Annotated in this window: 16 protein-coding genes and 1 pseudogene; 6 read left to right on the top strand and 11 right to left on the bottom strand. The window is 69.1% G+C overall.

The window, feature by feature from the left end; genetic code table 11:
• Position 1 precedes the first annotated feature (1 nt).
• Positions 2–1,249, bottom strand: a complete 1,248-nt coding sequence (locus NXI30_00320) for an HD domain-containing protein (GenBank protein MCR9092634.1) — start codon at positions 1,247–1,249, stop codon at positions 2–4.
• A 144-nt stretch (positions 1,250–1,393) separates the two neighbouring features.
• Positions 1,394–2,191 (bottom strand): SDR family oxidoreductase, encoded by a 798-nt coding sequence (locus NXI30_00315; GenBank protein MCR9092633.1) that lies wholly within the window; start codon positions 2,189–2,191, stop codon positions 1,394–1,396.
• A 158-nt stretch (positions 2,192–2,349) separates the two neighbouring features.
• Here NXI30_00315 and NXI30_00310 point away from each other — a divergent pair, with 158 nt between their 5' ends.
• The gene (locus tag NXI30_00310; protein MCR9092632.1) at positions 2,350–3,573 is read left to right on the top strand and encodes a cytochrome P450; all 1,224 of its coding nucleotides are present in this window, start codon (positions 2,350–2,352) and stop codon (positions 3,571–3,573) included.
• 8 nt (positions 3,574–3,581) lie between these two features.
• Here NXI30_00310 and NXI30_00305 read toward each other — a convergent pair whose 3' ends face one another.
• From NXI30_00305 to oxc, 4 genes are read right to left on the bottom strand one after another with little or no spacing between them, the layout of a single operon-like run.
• Complete coding sequence (locus NXI30_00305) at positions 3,582–3,776, bottom strand: hypothetical protein (GenBank protein ID MCR9092631.1); 195 nt, start codon at positions 3,774–3,776, stop codon at positions 3,582–3,584.
• Positions 3,773–4,543: a hypothetical protein gene (locus NXI30_00300; protein ID MCR9092630.1), complete on the bottom strand. Its 771-nt coding sequence runs from the start codon at positions 4,541–4,543 to the stop codon at positions 3,773–3,775. The genes NXI30_00305 and NXI30_00300 overlap by 4 nt, the downstream gene beginning before the upstream one ends.
• Positions 4,544–4,548: 5 nt before the next feature.
• Positions 4,549–4,935: a rhodanese-like domain-containing protein gene (locus NXI30_00295; GenBank protein ID MCR9092629.1), complete on the bottom strand. Its 387-nt coding sequence runs from the start codon at positions 4,933–4,935 to the stop codon at positions 4,549–4,551.
• A gap of 14 nt (positions 4,936–4,949) precedes the next feature.
• Positions 4,950–6,608 (bottom strand): oxalyl-CoA decarboxylase, encoded by a 1,659-nt coding sequence (gene oxc / locus NXI30_00290; protein MCR9092628.1) that lies wholly within the window; start codon positions 6,606–6,608, stop codon positions 4,950–4,952.
• A gap of 189 nt (positions 6,609–6,797) precedes the next feature.
• On the opposite strand from oxc, the gene NXI30_00285 reads away from it, so the two are divergent.
• Positions 6,798–7,982 carry a CoA transferase gene (locus NXI30_00285; GenBank protein MCR9092627.1) on the top strand — a complete coding sequence of 395 codons (1,185 nt, stop codon included), beginning with the start codon at positions 6,798–6,800 and terminating at the stop codon, positions 7,980–7,982.
• A 56-nt stretch (positions 7,983–8,038) separates the two neighbouring features.
• A complete protein-coding gene (locus NXI30_00280; GenBank protein MCR9092626.1) occupies positions 8,039–9,736 on the top strand; it encodes an amidohydrolase family protein in 1,698 nt (565 codons plus the stop codon).
• A 63-nt stretch (positions 9,737–9,799) separates the two neighbouring features.
• On the opposite strand, the gene NXI30_00275 is transcribed toward NXI30_00280, so the two are convergent.
• The 4 genes and pseudogenes from NXI30_00275 to NXI30_00260 all read right to left on the bottom strand — a co-directional run bounded on the left by NXI30_00275 (position 9,800) and on the right by NXI30_00260 (position 11,934).
• Positions 9,800–10,543 carry a protein-disulfide reductase DsbD N-terminal domain-containing protein gene (locus tag NXI30_00275; protein MCR9092625.1) on the bottom strand — a complete coding sequence of 248 codons (744 nt, stop codon included), beginning with the start codon at positions 10,541–10,543 and terminating at the stop codon, positions 9,800–9,802.
• Positions 10,529–10,801: pseudogene (locus tag NXI30_00270) on the bottom strand (peroxiredoxin family protein). The gene NXI30_00275 and the pseudogene NXI30_00270 overlap by 15 nt, the downstream one beginning before the upstream one ends.
• Positions 10,802–10,816: 15 nt before the next feature.
• Positions 10,817–11,035 (bottom strand): hypothetical protein, encoded by a 219-nt coding sequence (locus NXI30_00265; GenBank protein MCR9092624.1) that lies wholly within the window; start codon positions 11,033–11,035, stop codon positions 10,817–10,819.
• Positions 11,036–11,223: 188 nt separating this feature from the next.
• Positions 11,224–11,934 carry a PEP-CTERM sorting domain-containing protein gene (locus NXI30_00260; protein MCR9092623.1) on the bottom strand — a complete coding sequence of 237 codons (711 nt, stop codon included), beginning with the start codon at positions 11,932–11,934 and terminating at the stop codon, positions 11,224–11,226.
• Positions 11,935–12,499: 565 nt separating this feature from the next.
• Between NXI30_00260 and NXI30_00255 the strand changes: the two genes are divergently transcribed.
• Together NXI30_00255 and NXI30_00250 are read left to right on the top strand one after the other, a co-directional pair.
• Positions 12,500–14,194 (top strand): hydantoinase B/oxoprolinase family protein, encoded by a 1,695-nt coding sequence (locus NXI30_00255; protein ID MCR9092622.1) that lies wholly within the window; start codon positions 12,500–12,502, stop codon positions 14,192–14,194.
• Positions 14,191–16,266 (top strand): hydantoinase/oxoprolinase family protein, encoded by a 2,076-nt coding sequence (locus NXI30_00250; protein MCR9092621.1) that lies wholly within the window; start codon positions 14,191–14,193, stop codon positions 16,264–16,266. The genes NXI30_00255 and NXI30_00250 overlap by 4 nt, the downstream gene beginning before the upstream one ends.
• 67 nt (positions 16,267–16,333) lie before the next feature.
• On the opposite strand, the gene NXI30_00245 is transcribed toward NXI30_00250, so the two are convergent.
• Positions 16,334–17,701 carry an MFS transporter gene (locus tag NXI30_00245; GenBank protein MCR9092620.1) on the bottom strand — a complete coding sequence of 456 codons (1,368 nt, stop codon included), beginning with the start codon at positions 17,699–17,701 and terminating at the stop codon, positions 16,334–16,336.
• A gap of 134 nt (positions 17,702–17,835) precedes the next feature.
• On the opposite strand from NXI30_00245, the gene NXI30_00240 reads away from it, so the two are divergent.
• Positions 17,836–18,285, top strand: a complete 450-nt coding sequence (locus tag NXI30_00240) for a hypothetical protein (GenBank protein MCR9092619.1) — start codon at positions 17,836–17,838, stop codon at positions 18,283–18,285.
• The last annotated feature ends 3 nt before the right edge of the window (positions 18,286–18,288 follow it).

Here is an 18,288-nt window from a genome sequence, read left to right as displayed (position 1 = left end):
CCTAGAGCCCGCCCTCGCGGACGAGCGCCTCGAGGGCCGCGACGACGTCACCGTCGAACTGGCCGCCCACGTTCTCCCGGAGCTCGGCCAGGGCCTCGGCTTCCGAGATGGCCGGACGGTGGTAGTCCTCCGTCCGCATCGCATCCCAGGCATCGCACACCGCGAGGATGCGCGCGCCGAGGACGATGTCGTCCCCGACCAATCCGTCCGGGTAGCCGGTCCCGTCCGGGCGCTCGTGGTGCTGTCCGACGATCGGCGCGGCGCCTTCCCAGACGCGGATGCGTGAGAGCATGCGGGCTCCGACGGTCGCGTGCTTGCGAAAGAACTTCGGATCGCGTTGGTGAGCGGGGGGAATGCGGAGCATGCCCACGTCGTGGAGCAGCGCCGCGAAGTGGAGGTCGTGCAGCGCGTCGTCCTCCACGCCCATCGCCCGACCGACCCGATTCGCCAGGGCCGAGACCCGGGACGAGTGGCCCGACCGGTACTGGACGTGGGTGTCGAGGGCGGCGACCACGAGATCGGTCATGTGGCTGAAGAAGTTGCGTTGGCTGTCGCCGCGATCCGCGCTCGTCCAGGCGACGCCCGTCTGGGCGGCGAGGGTGGCTACGGCGTCGACTTCATTCGGCGAGAAGGCCCGTTCGCGGCGTGCGACCACGAGATGGGCGCCGGGTTCGGTCTCGAGGGCGACGGGGACGAGGACGACCGAAGGTGCGTCGCTGCCCTCGCCGTCGATGCGGATCGGGGTCTCGGCTTCGACGTGCCGACTCGCCAGCTCCCGCCACTCGTCGCCGCAGGCCTCGAGCCATGCTTCCGCGTCTCCCCCACGGCTGGCGAGGACCGTGAAGGGCTTGTCCCAGTCTTCGCGCGTGACCATCCAGCTCGCGTCGGCGTCGGTCAGGCGCGCGGCCCAGACGGAGGCGGTCTCCGCGACGATCTGTGCGTGCGGAGCATCGGCCAGCTCGCGGGCGACGAGGAGGAGCGACTCGAGACGGTCATTCTGATCGGTGATGTCGGCGAGGGTTCGGGCGACGATCCGCCGGAGCGCGAGGAAGGCGCCGAGGGAGAGGAAGCCCGTCGTGACGACGAGGCTCGCGAGCGCAATCTGGTCGTCGCGACTCTCGAGCGCGGGCATCAGCCGTTCGCTCACGACCGCGAAGCCGAGGAGCGGGGTGACCGCGCCCAGGAAGAACGCGACGAAGACCGACCGATCGAGGGTTTGGTCGAAGAGGGAGTTCGTTTTCCTGGCCATCTCCCCCGCGTATCGGCCGGCCCCGACCGGGGCCTTTGCCCCTACGGGCGCGCGGAGAGCGAATCGGAGTTTCTCGCGAGGGAACCTCGGCGGAAAGCTCCAGATCGAGCGGAACCGGGGACCCGGGAACGGCGTGTCCCGGGCTCAGGCGGAGGGAACGCCCTCCTGGTACCAGCCCACCGTGAGCCCCGCGTCGACGACGAAATCGCCCCCGGTACAGGATCGGCTCTCGTCGGACGCCAGGAAGAGGGCCATGTTCGCGACGTCGCGCAGGCGACTGCCCGGCACCACCGGCTTCGGATCCTTCAGGATCTTCTGCATCATCTGGTGGGGTACGTCGGTCAGGTCCGGACTCCCGGGGAAGAAGGGCGCGCTCATGTTCGGGTTCCCCGCTTCGGGACAGACCGCGTTCACGCGGATGGCGTATCGGCCGAGCTCGATCGCCGCGGACTTCGTCAGGCCGCGTACCGCCCACTTGCTCGAGGCGTAGGCGGCGACGCCGTTCATGCCCTTGATGCCGTCGGTCGAGGCGATGTTCACGATCGATCCGCCATCGTGCTCCTTCATGACGGGGAACACGGCCTGCATCCCGAGGAAGGGCCCGAGCTGGTTCACCTGGACGATGCGCAGGAACTCGTCGGGGCTGATCTCGTCGAAGGGTTTGAGCAGGAGGATCGCTGCGTTGTTCACGAGGACGTCGACGCCGCCGAAGGCGTCCACCGCGGTGTCGACCGCCTTCGACCAGTCACCCGGGTCGGAGACGTCGAGATGGACGAATCGAGCAGGCCCCCCGAGCTCCCGGGCGACGGATTCGCCGCGTTCGTCCTGCACGTCCCCGAGGACGAGGCTCGCGCCTTCCTCGGCGAAGACGTGGGCGAGGACCTCGCCGGTTCCCTGGGCGCTGCCCGTGATGATCGCGGTCTTTCCGTCGAGTCGGCCCATGCTTCCTCCTGGTGGCACGCGAAGCCTCGCTCGCCGTGCGTCTCGTTCCGCGTTTCATTCTACTCACTGGCGGCAGCGATGGGCCCGCCCCGGCCGGCTTCGGAGGGGGTAGAATGGAGCGGCCCGATCTCGTGGGTCGGGCCAAGGGAGACGCGACGATGGCGACCGAACCCCTCCTCGACTTCGACTGGGATCCGATGGACACCGGAACCCGGATCCCCTTCGACGTCTACGCGCGCCTGCGCCGCGAGCAGCCGATCTCGAAGACCCGGGACGGGGCCTGGTTCATCGCCTGCCAGGACGACCTGATCGCCGCCACGAAGGAAGTCGACGTCTTCCGGGCGAGCATGCGCGAGCCGGGCGTCGTCGTGCCGCCGGAAGAGATGTTGATCTCGGAGATCCCGGAGCCGCGACACGGTCAGGTCCGGCGGATCGTGAACTCCGCCGTCGCCGCACACCGACTGGGGCGCGTCGAGGACTTCACCCGCGATCTCACGCACCGCCTCTTCGACGAGGCGATCGCGAAGTCCGAGGGCGGCGAGCTCGTCGAGCTCGTCCAGGAGATCGTGATGCCGGTCCCGACTTCGGTGATCGCCGTTCTGCTGGGCGCTCCGCCGGAGGACCACGCGCTCTGGGGAGCGTGGTCCGACGAGGTCGTCCAGGGGGACTACCCGCGCTTCAATCGCAATCACCGTGGGGAAGGTCTCGCCGCCGCGCACCCCGAGTTCACGGCCTACGTCGACGCCATGATCGCCGAGCGGAAGGCGGATCCCGATCCGCCGCCGGACTTCACCACGCGACTCCTCCAGACGGAGATCGACGGACATCGCCTGTCCGACGTGGAGCTGCGCACGCTGCTGGTCTTCCTGCTGATCTCGGGCAACGAGACCACGCGCCATCTGATCTCGAACCTGCTGCACCGCCTCGCGACGACCGAAGGGCTGCTCGAGACCCTGCGCGAACGCCCGGAGCGGATCCCCAACGCCGTCGAGGAGAGCCTCCGCCTCGACAGCGTGATCATCAACCTCGTGCGAACGGTCATGCGGGACACGGTCTTTCGCGGCCATGCGATGCGCGAAGGCGAGCGCGTCTTCTTCGGCGTCGCTTCGGCCAACCGGGACGAGTCGCTCTACGAGGATCCCGCCGCGTTCCGGCTCGACCGGCCGAAGCCGAAGGGGCACGCGGCCTTCGGCGGCGGGCCCCACGTCTGCCCCGGCGCCTCGCTGGCGCGCCTCGAGGGTCGGATCGTGCTCGAGGTGGCGGTCGAGCGGCTCTCCTCGATCTCGCTCGAGCCCGGCTTCACCTGGGAGAAGGTCCCGGTCTTCTGGGCGAACGGTCCGACGCGACTGCCCGCGAAGCTGGTCGCACGCCCGGCCTCCTGAGCCGCCGGTCAGGCGTCGGAGCCGTCGCGGATCTCGTCGGGCTCGTCCGCCTCGGTCGGCGTGGGCGTCGACGCGGGCAGGGATTCGATCGTCCAGACCCGGTCGTGGTTCCGCCGGACCTCTTCGGGCGTCGCGACGTGCTTGCGCGTGCAGCCGGTGCCGAGAAGGGTCAGGCTGACGAGGATCAGAAGGACACGGGTCATCGGGCCGCTCCCTCGGTCGAGCGTCCCGCGAACGCGTGCGGCGCGCCGCGATCTTCTCCGCCACCGCGAAGCGCGCCGGTCGCGCGGAGTTCGTTGGCGAGGTCGGCGATGGCCTCGGTGATCTCGGAGACGGTCCGCCGGTGGGTCTCGACGAAGACGCCTTCGTAGTCGATCGCGAAGAGCCGGGTGTCCTGGGACTTCAGATGGAAGTCGCGATGGGCGACGAGCCCCGCGCCGCTACGGACCTCGACGCGAACGCGGTAGTCGCTCTCGACGCGGGACGAGAAAATCCGCCAGAGGGGCTCGATCTCGGTCATCAGCAGGTTGCCGTGCACGACGAGCACGTCGTCGCCGGACACCTCCTCGCCGACGACCGCGAAGCCCGCCCGCGCGAGCGCTCGCTCGACGTCCTCGGCGAGCCATCGCCCGATGTCCCGGGAGCAGACGACCTGGATGCGTGCCGGGGGCCGCGCGCGGGAGCCCATGTTCGCCGAGAAGCCCGAGTCGCGTCGGCAGGGCGGGCGCGTTCGTTCGTCCGCGAAGGGCGTGACGACCCGGACGCGTGTTCCCTCGGCGACCTGGACGCCGCTCCATTCATCGACTGCGGGCCGCTGCAGGTCGAAGGGCGGTGGAACGCATGCGACCGCCACGAGGGCGGCGGCGAGGGCGGCGATCGAGACGAGGATCGTCGGGCACCGGGATCCGGCGCCCTCCCGATCCCGTCGGCGGGGCGACGCGACGGAGAAGCCCGGCAGCGAGCGGATCATCCCGGTCAAGGCTGCGCGGTCGGTCGTCCCGCCTCGCGCCAGCCGCTCATGTCGCCCTCGAGATGTCGCACGTCGGAGAAGCCCGCCGCGAGCAGCACGTCACCGGCCAGGCCGGCCCGCCGGCCTTTCTCGCAGTAGACGACGATCGTGCGAGCGCGGTCCTCGCCGAGCTCGGCGATCCTCGCTTCGACCTGGTCGTGCGGCACGTTGATCGCACCTGGCACGTGGCTCGTGGCGTACTCGTCGGGGCGACGGACGTCGAGGATCAGCGCGCCCGCGGGCGGCGCCGAGAGCAGGGCTTCCGGTGCGATCGACGTGATCGGGCTCTCCGCCTCCGCGCAGGCGAAGAGCCAGGCGGAGGCGAGGAGCAGGAGGGGGATTCGGGTTCGCATGGGGCGGCTCCGGCTCAGGCCGTCAGCCACGGGTGCTTCTGCGGCTTGGCGCGGGCTTGCGGATCGATGTGCACGTTGATGATCGACGGCATCGAATCGTCGAGCGCCTGCTTGAGCGACGCCGACAGCTCGTCCGGCGTGCGGACCGAGTAGCCCTTCCCGCCGAAGCCTTCGATCATCTTCTCGTATCCGGCCTCGATCGTGTAGGCCATCGCCGGCGACTGGAAGCGGTCTTCCGGGAGCTGGTCGAATCCCATGCCGATGCCGTTGTTGTTGATGATCACGAAGACGATTGGCAGGCGATATCGGCAGGCCGTCTCGACCTCCATTCCGGAGAAGCCGAAGGCGCTGTCGCCCTCGACGCAGATCACCTTGCGGTCGGGGTGGACGACCTGGGCCGCGATCGCCTGCGCGAGACCCACGCCCATCGTCCCGAAGGTCGCCGCGTCGATCCGCTCGCGCGGATTCTTGTGCATGAGCACCGAACGACTGATGTCCATCGTGTTCGCGCCCTCGGCCTGGATGATCGTGCCGGGGGGCGCCTGGTCCTGGATCTCGCGGAGGACGCGGTAGTACCCCATCGGGACCGCGTCGTCGTTCATCATGTTCTGCACGAAGGTCTTGTTCTCGGAGACCTTCTCGGACAGCGCGCTCCGCCAGGGCGTGTCGCTCGGGTAGGTGAAGGGCTCGGCTTCGAGGGCCGTGTTCAGCTGGCCAACGACGGCCTTGATGTCGCCACAGAGGCCGACCTCGGCCGGAACGTTGCGACCGATCTCCTCACCGTGGATGTCGATCTGGATCGTCTTCACGTTCTCGTTGAAGCGCGGGGGCAGACCGAAGTGCATGATCCAGTTGAGGCGCGCGCCGAGCAGAACGACGACGTCGGCGTTCTCGAGGGCGAGGCCGCGACCCGGCATCACCGAAAGCTCGTGTTCGTCGTCGACGACGCCCTTGCCCATCGGCGACGTGAGGAAGGGCAGCTTCGTCGTCTCGATGAACTGGCGCACCTCCTCTTCGGCGCGGGAGTAGGCGGCGCCCTTGCCGATGATCACGAGCGGGCGCTCCGCGTTACGGAGCACGTCGATCGCGCGTTCGACGTCGGCGGTCGGGGCCAGGGTCCGCGGCGGATCGGGGCAGCCCGCCGGAATCGAGACCGCGTCCTCTTCGACCTGGGCGGAGAGCATGTCGTCCGGGAAGTCGAGGTAGACGGCGCCGGGTCGGCCGTTGATCGCGGTTCGGACCGCCTGCTCGCAGTAGAAGGGGATGCGTTCGGGCTGGTCCGGGCGCGCGGAGTACTTGCCGTAGGGGCGGGCCAGCTCGACCTGCGGTGCTTCCTGGAACGCGCCGCGTCCTTCCTGGTAGGAGTTCGAGGCCCCGCCGAGCAGGATCATCGGCCAACAGTTCTCCTGCGCGTTCGCCATGCCCGCGAGGCCGTGGATCACGCCCGGGCCGGAGACCGTCAGGCAGGCACCCGGACGTCCGGTGAAGTAGCCGACGGCGGCGGCGGCGTAGCTCGCCGCCTGTTCGTTCCGCATGCCGAGGAACTGGATGCCCTCGCGCTGGGCGGCGGCGGCGATCCCGAAGACCGGGAAGCCGACGATGCCGAACATGTGCTCGACGCCCTGCCGCTTCAGGCTTCGGGCGATCAGGGTATTGCCGTCGATGGTGGCCATGGGCGCTCTCCTTCCGTTCGCGCGCTGGCCGGGCCGGGCGCGCGGGAATCGGGGCGGGCCGGCAGAACCGGTCTCCGCGGGGGGAATCCCGAGGCTAGAATGGGCCCGACGCGCGGACAAGGGACGCGGATTCCCCTGATTCGAGCCTCGTCCGCGCCGGCAACGCCAGGAAGACGGAGGGAGCACGACATGCCGGCACTCGATGGAATGCGGATCCTGGACCTGAGCCAGTACGAGGCGGGTCCCTCCTGTACCCAGGCCCTCGCCTGGATGGGTGCCGACGTCGTGAAGGTCGAGGCCCCGGGCTTCGGGGATCCCGGACGCAACCTCGCCGGGACCTCGGCCTACTTCTGGCACTGGAACGCGAACAAGCGGAGCGTCGTGCTCAATCTCCGCAAGCCGGAGGGGCGACAGGTCCTCCTCGACCTCGTGCCCAGATTCGATGTCGTGATCGAGAACTACGCGCCGGGCGTGATGGAACGGATGGATCTCGGTTACGACCAGTTCAAGGCGGTCCATCCCGCGGTCATCTTCGCCTCGATCAAGGGATACGGGAGCGAGGGCCCGTACGCGAAGTATCTGTCCTACGACATGTGCGCCCAGGCCGCGGCGGGGACCTTCTCGATGACCGGCGCTCCGGACGGCCCGCCGACCCTGCCCGGTGTGACGGTCGGAGACTCGGGAACCGGGATGCAGCTCGGCATGTCGATCCTGGCGGCCTACGTCCAGAAGCTGCGGACCGGCGAGGGGCAGCGGATCGAGATCTCGATGCACGAGGCGATCACCTACTACATGCGTACGCACCTCGCGAACACCGGGAACTGGGGCCGGAATCCGGTCCCGCGGAACGGATCGCAGGTCGGCGCCGCGCCGTCGGGGCTCTATGCGTGCAAGGGCGGCGGGCCGAACGACTACGCCTTCGTGCTGACCGTGACGGACACGCACATCGACCGGTTCTACATGGCGATCGATCGGCCGGACCTGATCACCGACGAGCGGTTCGACGACTTCATGAAGCGCTTCGAGCGGACACCGGAGCTCCACGACGAGATCGAGAAGTGGACGCTCGAGCGGAGCAAGCACGACGTCATGCGCATCCTCGGCGAGGCGGAGGTGCCCTGCGCGGCGACGATGGACACCCAGGAGCTGTACACCGATCCGCATCTCGTCGAGCGCGACTTCGTGAAGACGCTGCCCCACCCGGACGAGGGCGAGGTCCGCCTCTTCGGCTGGGCGCCGCGCATGTCGGCGAACGACGTCGAAATGGTTCCCCCGCCCACGCTCGGGGAGCATACGAACGAGGTGCTCGCCGCCGAGCTCGGTCTCGACGGGGACGCGATCGCGACCCTGCGGAGCGCCGAAGCGATCGGCTGAACGAAGACCCGGAACCGACCTTCGCGCCCTCGGCGCGATCCAGAAGGAGAATGAAGATGTCCACTCCCGAATTCGATCTCGTCATCAAGGGTGCCCGCGTCGTCGACGGCACCGGCATTCCCGCCTACGTGGCCGACGTCGGCGTGAAGGGCGATCGGATCGCCAAGATCGGCCGGATCGACACCGACGCGACGCACACGATCGAGGCGAAGGGGCTCGTCCTGACCCCCGGCTTCATCGACATCCACACCCACTACGACGTCCAGCTCGACTGGGATCCGATCGTGACGCCCTCCTGCTGGCACGGCATCACGACGGTCCTGGCGGGCAACTGCGGCTTCACCCTCGCGCCGGCGAAGCCGGAGGACGTCGACTGGCTGGCGGGCATGCTCTCGCGGGTCGAAGGCATGAGCCGGGCCGCGCTCGCCGAGGGGCTCAAGTTCGAGGGCGGCGGCCACGGGGACTACTGGGGGCGCTTCGAGGGCAAGGTCGGCGTCAACGTGGCGAGCTACGTCGGCCACTCGGCGGTGCGTCGCTTCGTGATGGGAGACGACGCCTCGGAGCGCGAGGCGACGCCCGAAGAGATCGAGCAGATGAAGGAGCTCGTTCGCGCGGCGATGCGCGAGGGGGCGATCGGTTTCTCGACGTCGCAGCTCGACCTCCACGTCGGTGAAGACGGTCGGGAGGTGCCGAGCAACCACGCGACCGCGGACGAGGTCGTGGCGCTTTCGGGGGTGCTCTCGGAATTCGATCGCGGCGCCGTCGAGATCATCCCGCGCAGCTTCGGGCGCGGGTACGACGACGCGGATCGCGAGCTGATGATCCGCATGCACGAGGCCTCCGGCCGACCCGTCGAGCTCAACCTGCTCTTCCCGAGCGGCGAAGACCCCGAGAGCTGGTCGAAGTCGCTCCAGTGGTGCAAGGAACAGAACGAGAAGGGCGGGCGCTTCCATCCGCAGTTCGCGACCAATCGCGGCGGGATCCACGTGAAGCTCTCCGATACCTTCGTCTTCGACGACATGAAGAAGTGGCGCGAGGTGCTCTGCCTGGCGGAGCCCGAGCGGAGCGAGCGGCTGCGCGATCCGGCGTCGCGTGCCGAGCTGGCGGTCGAGTTCGAGGCCGAAGCGGCGACGACGATCGGCATGACCTGGGCCAATCTCGCGGTCGAGCAGGTCGCCGATCCGGCGAACCAGGACAAGGTCGGCAAGACGATCGCGGAGCTCGCCGAGGCGGCGGGCCAGAGCGGCGTCGACGCCTTCCTCGATCTGGCGCTCTCCGAGGGGCTCGAAACCTGGTTCAACATGGTGACCGCGCCCGAGGCGGCGGCCTACATGGACCAGATCTGTGCGCAGGTCATGCGGGAGCCCTTCGCCATGGCGGGCTCGTCCGACGGGGGGGCCCATCTCGCCTCGTTCGTGGGCGCCGACTACACGACGAACCTGCTGACCGACTTCGTGCCGGACGTCCTCTCGCTCGAGCAGGCGGTGTTCAAGCTGGCCTACATGCCGGCGATCGTGCACGGGATCCGCGATCGCGGCGCGATCCGCGAGGGGTACTTCGCGGATCTCGTCCTGATCGACCTCGACCAGCTCGCGAAGGGCGACACCTGGCTCGCGAAGGATTTTCCGGCGGAGAGCGAGCGCTTCGTCGTCGACGCGCGCGGCTATGTCGCCACGATCGTGAACGGCGAGGTCGTGCTCGAGCAGAACAAGCACACCGGCGCTCTCCCGGGGCACGTCCTGCAAGGAGGCTGATCCGTTGCCTCATCGGCCGCCTGCGGGCGCTCGGCGGATCGGGCGGGCGTAAGGCGCGCTCGGTCAGGGCTTCGATTCGCCGCGGCGGGCGCGGAGCCTTGCGGCGATGTTCAGGCGGACGGCGAGGGCTGCGTGGCGGAGGAAGCCGAGGGGGCTCTCCTTGAACTTCCGCTTGAGAAGTCGCTGGAGATGGGGCTGCGCGTCGAAGTTGCCCTCGCGCTGACCGTGCCCCGTGTGCATCGCGAGCTTCGGGATGTCGACGACGTCGAGGGGCACGTCGAAGCGGAAGGTCTCGGTCTTCGGGAGCAGGCAGGTCTCGTCGTCGCAGGCCTGGTAGCGAATGCTGACTTCGAGGGGGACCGAGTCCCGGTCGAGGGGACGGCACTCGCTGGCCAGCTCGCCGACCGCGTGGAACGGGACCTCGATGTCGAAGGAGCCGCTCCAGACCTGCAGCTCCACGCCCATCGACGCGAGGCGCAGGGGCTCCGTCGGCGGCAGGACCGGATCGTGGACGACCAGGCCGGGCGGACCCGAGACCTCGACGCGGGTCGCGATCATGCCCTCCGGAACCGGATCGCCGTAGAGGTGGAATCCGTCCGTGAGCTCGAAACGGGCGATCGCGTGGCGGACGATGCCCTGGCGCAGGGTGCCCCTGCCGCCGCGCAGGGCGACCTGGACCCGGACCGCTTCGTCGCCCTGGGCCGGGGCGGCGTCGACGTGATCGAGCTGGGCCCGCCCGAGGGCGGCGTCGAGGAGTGCCTCGGGGCTGTCGCGGATCTTGTAGGAGCCGTGGAAGGACTTGGACACGACGACTCCGTCGCCGTCCGTGATGAAGGTGCCCGGGTAGGGGATTCCGTAGAGGATCAGATCCCCCGGCTTCACCTGGTCGTTCAGGATCCCGTAGGCGCGGATGACTTCGGAGTCGACGTCCGAAAGGAGCGGATAGGGAATCGACTGCTTCTCGCTGAACTCCCGGAGGACCTCCTGGTCGTCGTAGGAGATCGCATAGAGCGCCACGCCGGCGTCTTCGAAGCGGGCCCAGGCATCTCGCAGCTCACCGAGCTGCGTCCAGCAGGGCGGTCACCAGACCGCCGAGCGGTAGAAGACGACGACCGCCGGACGTCCGGCGCGATCCTCGTGCAGGTTCACCGGCCTGCCGAAGGCGTCGGGCAGCGTGAACCCGGGCAGCTTCTCGCCGACTTCGGGACCCGTCGGATGGCCTTCCGGGAGCCCCGCTCGACCCGGATGGCCGAGGGGCGCGGGGGCGTCGAAGCCCAGCTCGTCTCGTTCGATCGTCATGGCCGGTCCTCTCTTCGCGCGGGGGACCCGAGGGTGGCCCAGATCGGGAACCGGGGCCGCCTCCGCCCCGGCGCGCCCGCCCGGAACGGGACCGGCGGCTCGAAATCGAAACGGCCGCTCCCCGGGACGGAGAGCGGCCGTTCAGATCGACTTCGCGTGGCGGGCCGAGGCCGCGCCGATGGGTCGGATTATCGCCGGCGAGCGCCTGCGAGACCCGCGAGACCGAGGCCCATGAGGAGCGCGGTACCGGGCTCCGGGACGATCGTGACGGTGTAGGCCGCGTTGGTCCACTGGCCCGCGAGCGAGCCCGAGGTGCCCTGGACGTCGAAGCCCTGCTGGCCGATGCCGAAGACCAGGTCGACGGTGGCCGGAGCGCCGGGGGTGGCGCCGAGCGACTGCGCGGAGAACGTCACCTGGAGGTGGACGTCGCCGTTCTCGGTCAGGAGGCCGTCGATGCCCGTGTCGAACTGACCGTCACCGTTCGTCGGCGTCGTCGAGATCCCGCCGAAGAGGCGGACGTAGCGCTCCTGGAAGAGGAGCGCGCTGCCGAACTCCGCCTGCGGCACGTCGGCGGACAGCTCCGTCAGGACGGTTCCGTTGATCGCGCGGAAGGCGCTCGTGCCCGTTCGCGCGCTGTCGTACTGGAGGTGGTTGTCGAACGGGCTGCCGACCGCACCTTCGTCGTAGCCGAAGGCGCCGACGTCGAGACCGATGATGTCCAGGTTGTCGTTGTTCTCGAGCAACAGGTCGAACGTGATGGTGTCTCCGTTCTCGAGGGATCCGTCCGCGTTCGGGCTGGACGTCGACACGTTCACGATGGAAATGCCGAGTGCGCTCGCGGACATCGGCGCGATGAGCGCCGCCGCGAATGCCAACAGGCTCCACTTCTTCAAAGTCATCTGCTTCTACCTCTACATCAGCCATCGGAGCAAGCGGGGCCAACCGTGTGCTGCGACGCCGATCTGCACGTCCAACTCGCGTGCACACGAGATCGGACGGGTGCACGTCCCGCGATGCCACGCACCTTGCGCGCGTCGAGAGCGTGCTCTTCTGAGCAGACCTGGTAGAGGGAAACGTTGTCCACGAGACGCAAGCCGAGCGACGGAGCCCGTCTTCTCGAAAGTCACGACCACCGGGGCTTCCCAACCCCTCGCGGTTCGAGCTTCATGCTGTCGTCTGGTGGGTGGCTGCCATCGCAGGACGCGAAGGCGGGCCGTACGCACCGATATCCTCAAAAAGAGAGAGGCCGTTTCCACCCGAGATGCCCCATAGGGCCATTCACGGCTGGGGGTGGGTCTCTCTCCCTACCTTCCCAGGTCACGGTCATCATATATCCAGGGTCCGGAAAAGTGGGGGGAAATATGCTGACCCCCGATCTATTTTGTGCCCCGAAGGGCACAGATTCCCAAGGGGAACATCATGGGGGGCCCCTCTCGGGCGAGAACGCCGTAGAGTAGACGCCGCATGCCCGCCCCGAACGCCGATCGACTCGAAGCCGAGATCCTCCGACACGCGCTCCGCATCGCCGCGGAAGAAGCCAGCATCGTCGTGGTCCATTCCGCGCATTCCGCGATGATCGCCGAGGGCGCCGATGCCTGCGCCGGCATTCTCGATCGGGACGGGCGCCTGGTGACCCTCTCGACCGCGACGAACCTCATGCACGCGGCGAGTCTGCGTTGCTCGCTGCCCGCGGTGCTCGAAGATCACGACATCGACGCGATGCGACACGGCGACGTCTTCGTGATGAACGACTGCTTCCGCGGCGGCATCCACGCGAACGATCTGCTCGTGTTCCGCCCGGTCTTCCGCGAGGGGCGCGTCGAGTGGTTCACCGGCACCCTGATCCATGTCTCCGATCTCGGCGGAAGCTCCTCGGGCGGCATCGTCCCGACTGCGACCGACGTCTTCGCGGAGGGCCTCCAGCTTCCGCCCGTCCGTCTCTACGCCGCGGGCGATCCGGTGGAAGACCTCCATCGCCTCCTCGCGCTCAACAGCCGGACCCCGGATCGCGTGATGGGGGACGTGGGCGCCCTCGTCGCCGGCGTGAACGTCGCCGCCGAGCGGATGGAAGGCCTCGCCGAGCGCTACGGAACCGACGAGCTCAAGGCCGGGATCGACGACTACATTGCCGGGACCGAGTCGCGCATGCGGGGCGAGCTCGCTCGGCTCGCCCCGGGCACGTACGAGGGTGAGTACCAGACGGACGGAGACGGAATCGAGGCCGGTCGTCAGCCCGTCGTGCGTGTCTCCGTCCACGTGGAGGGCGGTCGAGACGGGATCCGACTCGACTTCTCGGCGACCGACGACCAGGCGCTCGGGGCGATCAACGCCGGATTCTCCCAGGCCCTGACCGGTGCGCTCTACGCGGTGCGCTGCTTCGTCGATCCCTCGATCCCCATGAACGAGGGCTGTTTCACGCCGGTGGACGTCGTCTTCCGCAAGGGCTCGCTCCTCGATCCGCACGCGCCGGCGGCCTGCGGCGGGCGGGTCGTCGCGGTCACCGCGGTCTGCGAGGCCGTCGTCCACGCGTTGAGCCGCGCCCGTCCCGAGCTCGCCACCGCCGCCAGCTCGGTCATCCATCCCTACACCCTCGCGGCGCCGAGCCGTCTCGAGCCCTGGCTCCTGCTCTCCTACGAGTACGGAGGCCTCGGGGCGCGTCGTGGGTCCGACGGACCGAGTGCGACGGGCTCCTTCTTCCTGGGCGGCCGCAACACGGTTCCCCAGGTCGAGCCCCTGGAGGCGACGCTGCCGATCGTCTTCGAGTGCCAGCGACTCCTGCCGGACTCCGGCGGCGCCGGTCAGTGGCGTGGGGGACTCGGGGTCGAGACCCGGATCCACGTCCTCCAGGACACCGAGTTCGCGCTTCGGAGCGACCGCGTCGTCCTTCCGCCGAAGGGGCGCGAGGGCGGAGAAGACGGGGTGCCCGGGACGCAATACGTCCGCGAGGAAGGCGGGGGCCAGCGGCCGCTTCCGCCGAAGGGGGCCAACCTCCGTCTGGCCGCGAACGAGACCCTCGTGCTCACGACGTCGGGCGGGGGCGGCCTCGGGTCGCCGGCGGATCGCGCGCCGGAAGCGGTCGCCGAAGATTTCGCCGAGGGATTCGTCTCCGAGGCCGGGGCGGGCGTGCGGTACGGCGCGGGTGCGGAGGCGTCCTCGTGAGCGAAGCCTGCGTTCTCGGCGCCGACATCGGCGGGACCTTCACCGACGTCGTCCTCACGCGCGGGGACGGACGTCTCCACGTCGCGAAACAGCTGACGTCGCCCGAGGCGCCCGAGCGCAGCGTCCTCGAAGCGGTCGAACGCGTGCTCGCCGACTCCGGCGTCGCACCTTCCTCGATCACGCGCGTCGTCCACGGGACGACCCTCGCCACGAATGCAGTGATCGAGCGCAAGGGCGCCCGGGTCGCCTTCGTCACGACCGAGGGCTTCGGCGACCTTCTGAGGATCGGCCGCGAGGCGCGGGTCGAGGACGATCGCTACGACCTCCACTTCGAGCCCACGCCCTCGCCCCTCTCCCGAGCGGCGATCTTCGAGCTGACCGAACGCGTGGCGGCGAACGGCGAGGTCCGGACGCCGATCGATCCGGCGAGCCTGGCGGCCGTCGTCGAAGGCATCCGCGCCTACGCCCCGGAAGCGGTCGCGATCTGCCTGCTCCACGCCTATGCCCACCCGGACCACGAGCGCAGGCTCGAGGCGGCGCTCCTCGAGGCGATGCCGGAGCTCGTCGTGGTCCCCTCGTCTCGGGTGCATCCCGAGATGCGCGAGTTCGATCGCGCGAGTACGACCCTCTTCACGGCCGAGGTCGCCCCCTTGATGGCGAGCTATCTCGCCCGACTCGAATCCGGGCTCGAGGGACTCGGCATCCACGCTCCCCTCCAGATCATGGAGTCCTCCGGCGGCGTGATGGCGGCGAGCGTCGCTGCCGAACGCGCCGTCGCGACCCTCGAATCGGGCGGTGCGGCCGGTGTCATGGCGGCGGCTCGGTTCGCCGGCTTCTACGACAAGGCCCAGGTGATCTCCTTCGACATGGGCGGGACGACCGCGAAGGCCGGCGTCGTCCACGACGGCCGGCCCGCGGTCGTGCGCGAGCTCCACGTCGGTGGACGCGGAAGCTTCGGCGGCCGTCGCGCCGGGACGGGCATGCCGATCAAGACGCCGACCATCGACCTCGCCGAGGTCGGTGCCGGGGGCGGGTCGATCGCCTGGCTCGACCCCGAAGGCGTCCTCCGGGTCGGGCCGCGCTCAGCGGGTGCATCGCCCGGACCCGCCTGTTATGCGCAGGGAGGGGTCGAGCCGACGGTGACCGACGCGAATCTGGCGCTCGGTTATCTCTCGCCCGCGAACTTCGCAGGGGGCCGCTTCGACCTCGATCCGGAGGCAGCTCGTCGCGCGATCGCGGAGCGGATCTCCGAGCCCCTGGGTGTCTCCGTCGAACGGGCCGCCTGGGCGATCCACGAGGCGGCGAACGCGAACATGGCCTCGGCGATCCACGTCGTCACGGTCCAGCGCGGGCTCGATCCCCGGGACCACACCCTCGTCGCGTTCGGCGGCGCGGGGCCGATGCACGTCGTCGGCATCGCGCGCGAGTTCGGCATCACGCAGGTGATCGCGCCGCCGGAGGCGGGGGTCGCTTCGGCGATCGGCATGCAGTCGACGGACCTCACGGCCGAGCACGGCGTCACGCATCTCGTCGCGAGCGATGCGCTGTCAGTGGCGGAGGCGGCGTCCCGATTCGCGGAGGTGGAAGCCTCGGCGCGGCGGAAGATGGGCGTGGAAGAGGGCGCGGCGGGTCTTCGGGTCGACCGCTTCCTCGATACGCGCTTCGTCGGGCAGGCCCACGAAGTGTCGATTCCGCTCGAGTCGTTCGATGCGATCTCGGACGTGCCCCAGCGCTTCCGTGCCCGTTATGCGGAGCTCTACGGTGTCGCGCCAACGGGGCGGGTCGAGTTCGCCGCGCTGCGCGTGCGCTTGAAGCTACCGGTGGATCGACCACCGCTGGTGGACGATGCGGGCGCCGAAGCTGCGCCGCCGCCGGTCGTGCGGCGCGAGGCCTGGTTCGGGCCCGAGGGCGCGATCCCCGTCGACGTGGTCGAGCGCGCGGTCTTCCGGCCGGGGATCACGCTCGAAGGGCCGGTGATCGTGTCGGGCACGGTCGAGACGACGGTGGTGCCGCCGGGGTGGACGGTCCGCGTCGATCCGGTCGGGAGTCTCTTGATCGAGCAGGAAGGGTAGGGCGGTCGGTGGATTCCGGCGTCTTCCGTTCGGCGATCATCCGCTGCGGGGTCCTGCCCGTTTCCGGCTAGTCGGCCCCGCTCGCTCGCCGCGCATCGAGCTTCGCGCGGATCTCCGCGTGCATCGCCTCGTCGAGCGTGAACCGGGTCAGGATGATCGCTCCGACCAGCATCGTGCCGGCGGGCACGAGGCCGTGGAGCGAGCGGATCAGGAGCTGCACCGACTCGGGCTGGTCGGCGCCGGGAGCGAACCCGACGTAGCCGAGGGCCAGGCCCGTGATGCCGGCCATGATTCCGCTCGAGGTCTTGTACAGGAACGTGTAGGCGGAGTAGTAGGCGCCTTCTTTGCGCTCACCCGTCTCGAGCTCGTCCGCGTCGATCACGTCGGCCAGGATGGACGAACCGAGGACCGTCGCGTTCGCGCTGCAGGCCCCGGTCAGCACGACCGCCGCCTTCATGTACGTGATCGCGCCGGCACTCAGGTCGAAGATCATCAGATAGCCCGTCATGCCCGCCGCGAGCCCGATCAACCAGGTCGTCTTCTTGCCGATCCGGCGCGAGAGCGGAACCCAGACGACGAGGGAGACCAGCGAAGACCCGACGTAGAACATGAAGATCTCGCCGATCGCGTGGGGCGCCTGGAGTACGTACTTGTAGGTGAAGGGCGAGAGAACCATCGAGGCGCCGGAGCCGGTGTGCTCGATGAAGATCATGACGAGCAGCAGGCGTGCGTGGTGGTTGCGCCAGACGTCCGACGCGACGCTCGTGATCGGCTTCGTCTCCCGCCGGCGGTTGCCCGCCGGCTCGCGCAGCAGGAACGTGGAGGCCCCGACCAGGACGACGATTGCGGCGCCCGCCCAGAGCGCGAGCTCCGACGCGTCCGCCCTCGGCTCCGGGGAGGTCATCAGGTACTCGATCGCGTAGACGAGGCAGCCGATCATCCCGACGTAGCCGGCCGCCTGCCGGAACGCGAAGATCTGCGAGACCTGGTGATGGTCGAGGGTGAGCTCCGCGCCGAGCGCCTGGTGGGGCGTGAGAAAGAAGGTCATCGCGGCGTTGAACCCGAAGACCGCGACGATCATCCAGACGATCAACGCCGTCTGCGAGAGCTCGGCGGGCGCGGACCAGGACATCCATCCGAAGACCGCGATCGGGAGCGCCGACGCGAGGATCCACGGTCGTCTTCGTCCCAACCGGTGCCGTGTGCGGTCGCTCCAGATGCCCGCGACGGGGTCGGTCACCCCGTCCCAGAGGCGCCCGGCCATGAAGATCATGCCCATCGCGGCGGGGGGAACCAGCAATACGTCGATCGCGTAGTTGCTGATGTACGACATGAAGAGCACGAGGGCGAAGTTGATCGGGATCATCGGTGCGGCGTAGGCCAGCAGGAGGGCGATCGGGACGCGCGCGTGGTTCGTCGGGGCGTGCTCGCTCATGGGGTGCAGCATAGGCGAGCCGTCGCGCCTCGCCGCCCGCGTGTTCCGCGCGTCGCCGCCGTTGTGTTCCGCGCGCCCGGCCGGTCCCGCTATCGTATTCGCGCGCACCCGGCGCCAACCAAGACGGAGAGTCCATGGCCCGAACCCGATCCTTTCTCGCGCTGGCCGCCGTCGCGTTCCTCGCGAGCGCCTGCAGCGGCCCCTTCTTCCTGTTCTCGGGTGGCGAACTCGAGGGCGAGGTCGCCCCGGTTCCGGCGGACTGGTCCTTCACGGACGAAATTTCGACGATCCAGATCGAGACGAACCCGTCGGATCCCTACTCGGTCAACATCTGGGTGCTCGCGCTGGACGACGCGCTCTATCTGCACGCGGGTGCGAATCGCGCGACCTGGGTCGAGCATCTCGAGGCGGATCCCCGCCTCCGGATCAGGGTCGAAGATTCGCTCTACGAGCTGACATCGGCGCGGGTGACCGACGAGGGGGAGTTCATGCGTTTCGCGGAGAAGTACGAGACGAAGTACGGGAATCGTCCCCGGAACGAGAACATCGACGAAATCTACCTCCTCCGACTCGAGGCTCGATAGCCC

It is taken from the genome of bacterium, from assembly GCA_024742285.1.
Classification (GTDB): Bacteria; Myxococcota_A; UBA9160; order UBA9160; family UBA4427; genus UBA4427.
Note: the sequence above shows the minus strand (reverse complement) of the source record. Positions and strands in the feature narration are given on the sequence as shown.

What these genes read in the sequence shown, in the direction of transcription:
- NXI30_00320 (MCR9092634.1), bottom strand. Translation starts at nt 1,249, where the DNA reads ATGGCCAGGAAAACGAACTCCCTCTTCGACCAAACCCTCGATCGGTCG.
- NXI30_00315 (MCR9092633.1), bottom strand. Translation starts at nt 2,191, where the DNA reads ATGGGCCGACTCGACGGAAAGACCGCGATCATCACGGGCAGCGCCCAG.
- NXI30_00310 (MCR9092632.1), top strand. Translation starts at nt 2,350, where the DNA reads ATGGCGACCGAACCCCTCCTCGACTTCGACTGGGATCCGATGGACACC.
- NXI30_00305 (MCR9092631.1), bottom strand. Translation starts at nt 3,776, where the DNA reads ATGACCCGTGTCCTTCTGATCCTCGTCAGCCTGACCCTTCTCGGCACC.
- NXI30_00300 (MCR9092630.1), bottom strand. Translation starts at nt 4,543, where the DNA reads ATGATCCGCTCGCTGCCGGGCTTCTCCGTCGCGTCGCCCCGCCGACGG.
- NXI30_00295 (MCR9092629.1), bottom strand. Translation starts at nt 4,935, where the DNA reads ATGCGAACCCGAATCCCCCTCCTGCTCCTCGCCTCCGCCTGGCTCTTC.
- oxc (MCR9092628.1), bottom strand. Translation starts at nt 6,608, where the DNA reads ATGGCCACCATCGACGGCAATACCCTGATCGCCCGAAGCCTGAAGCGG.
- NXI30_00285 (MCR9092627.1), top strand. Translation starts at nt 6,798, where the DNA reads ATGCCGGCACTCGATGGAATGCGGATCCTGGACCTGAGCCAGTACGAG.
- NXI30_00280 (MCR9092626.1), top strand. Translation starts at nt 8,039, where the DNA reads ATGTCCACTCCCGAATTCGATCTCGTCATCAAGGGTGCCCGCGTCGTC.
- NXI30_00265 (MCR9092624.1), bottom strand. Translation starts at nt 11,035, where the DNA reads ATGACGATCGAACGAGACGAGCTGGGCTTCGACGCCCCCGCGCCCCTC.
- NXI30_00260 (MCR9092623.1), bottom strand. Translation starts at nt 11,934, where the DNA reads ATGACTTTGAAGAAGTGGAGCCTGTTGGCATTCGCGGCGGCGCTCATC.
- NXI30_00255 (MCR9092622.1), top strand. Translation starts at nt 12,500, where the DNA reads ATGCCCGCCCCGAACGCCGATCGACTCGAAGCCGAGATCCTCCGACAC.
- NXI30_00245 (MCR9092620.1), bottom strand. Translation starts at nt 17,701, where the DNA reads ATGAGCGAGCACGCCCCGACGAACCACGCGCGCGTCCCGATCGCCCTC.
- NXI30_00240 (MCR9092619.1), top strand. Translation starts at nt 17,836, where the DNA reads ATGGCCCGAACCCGATCCTTTCTCGCGCTGGCCGCCGTCGCGTTCCTC.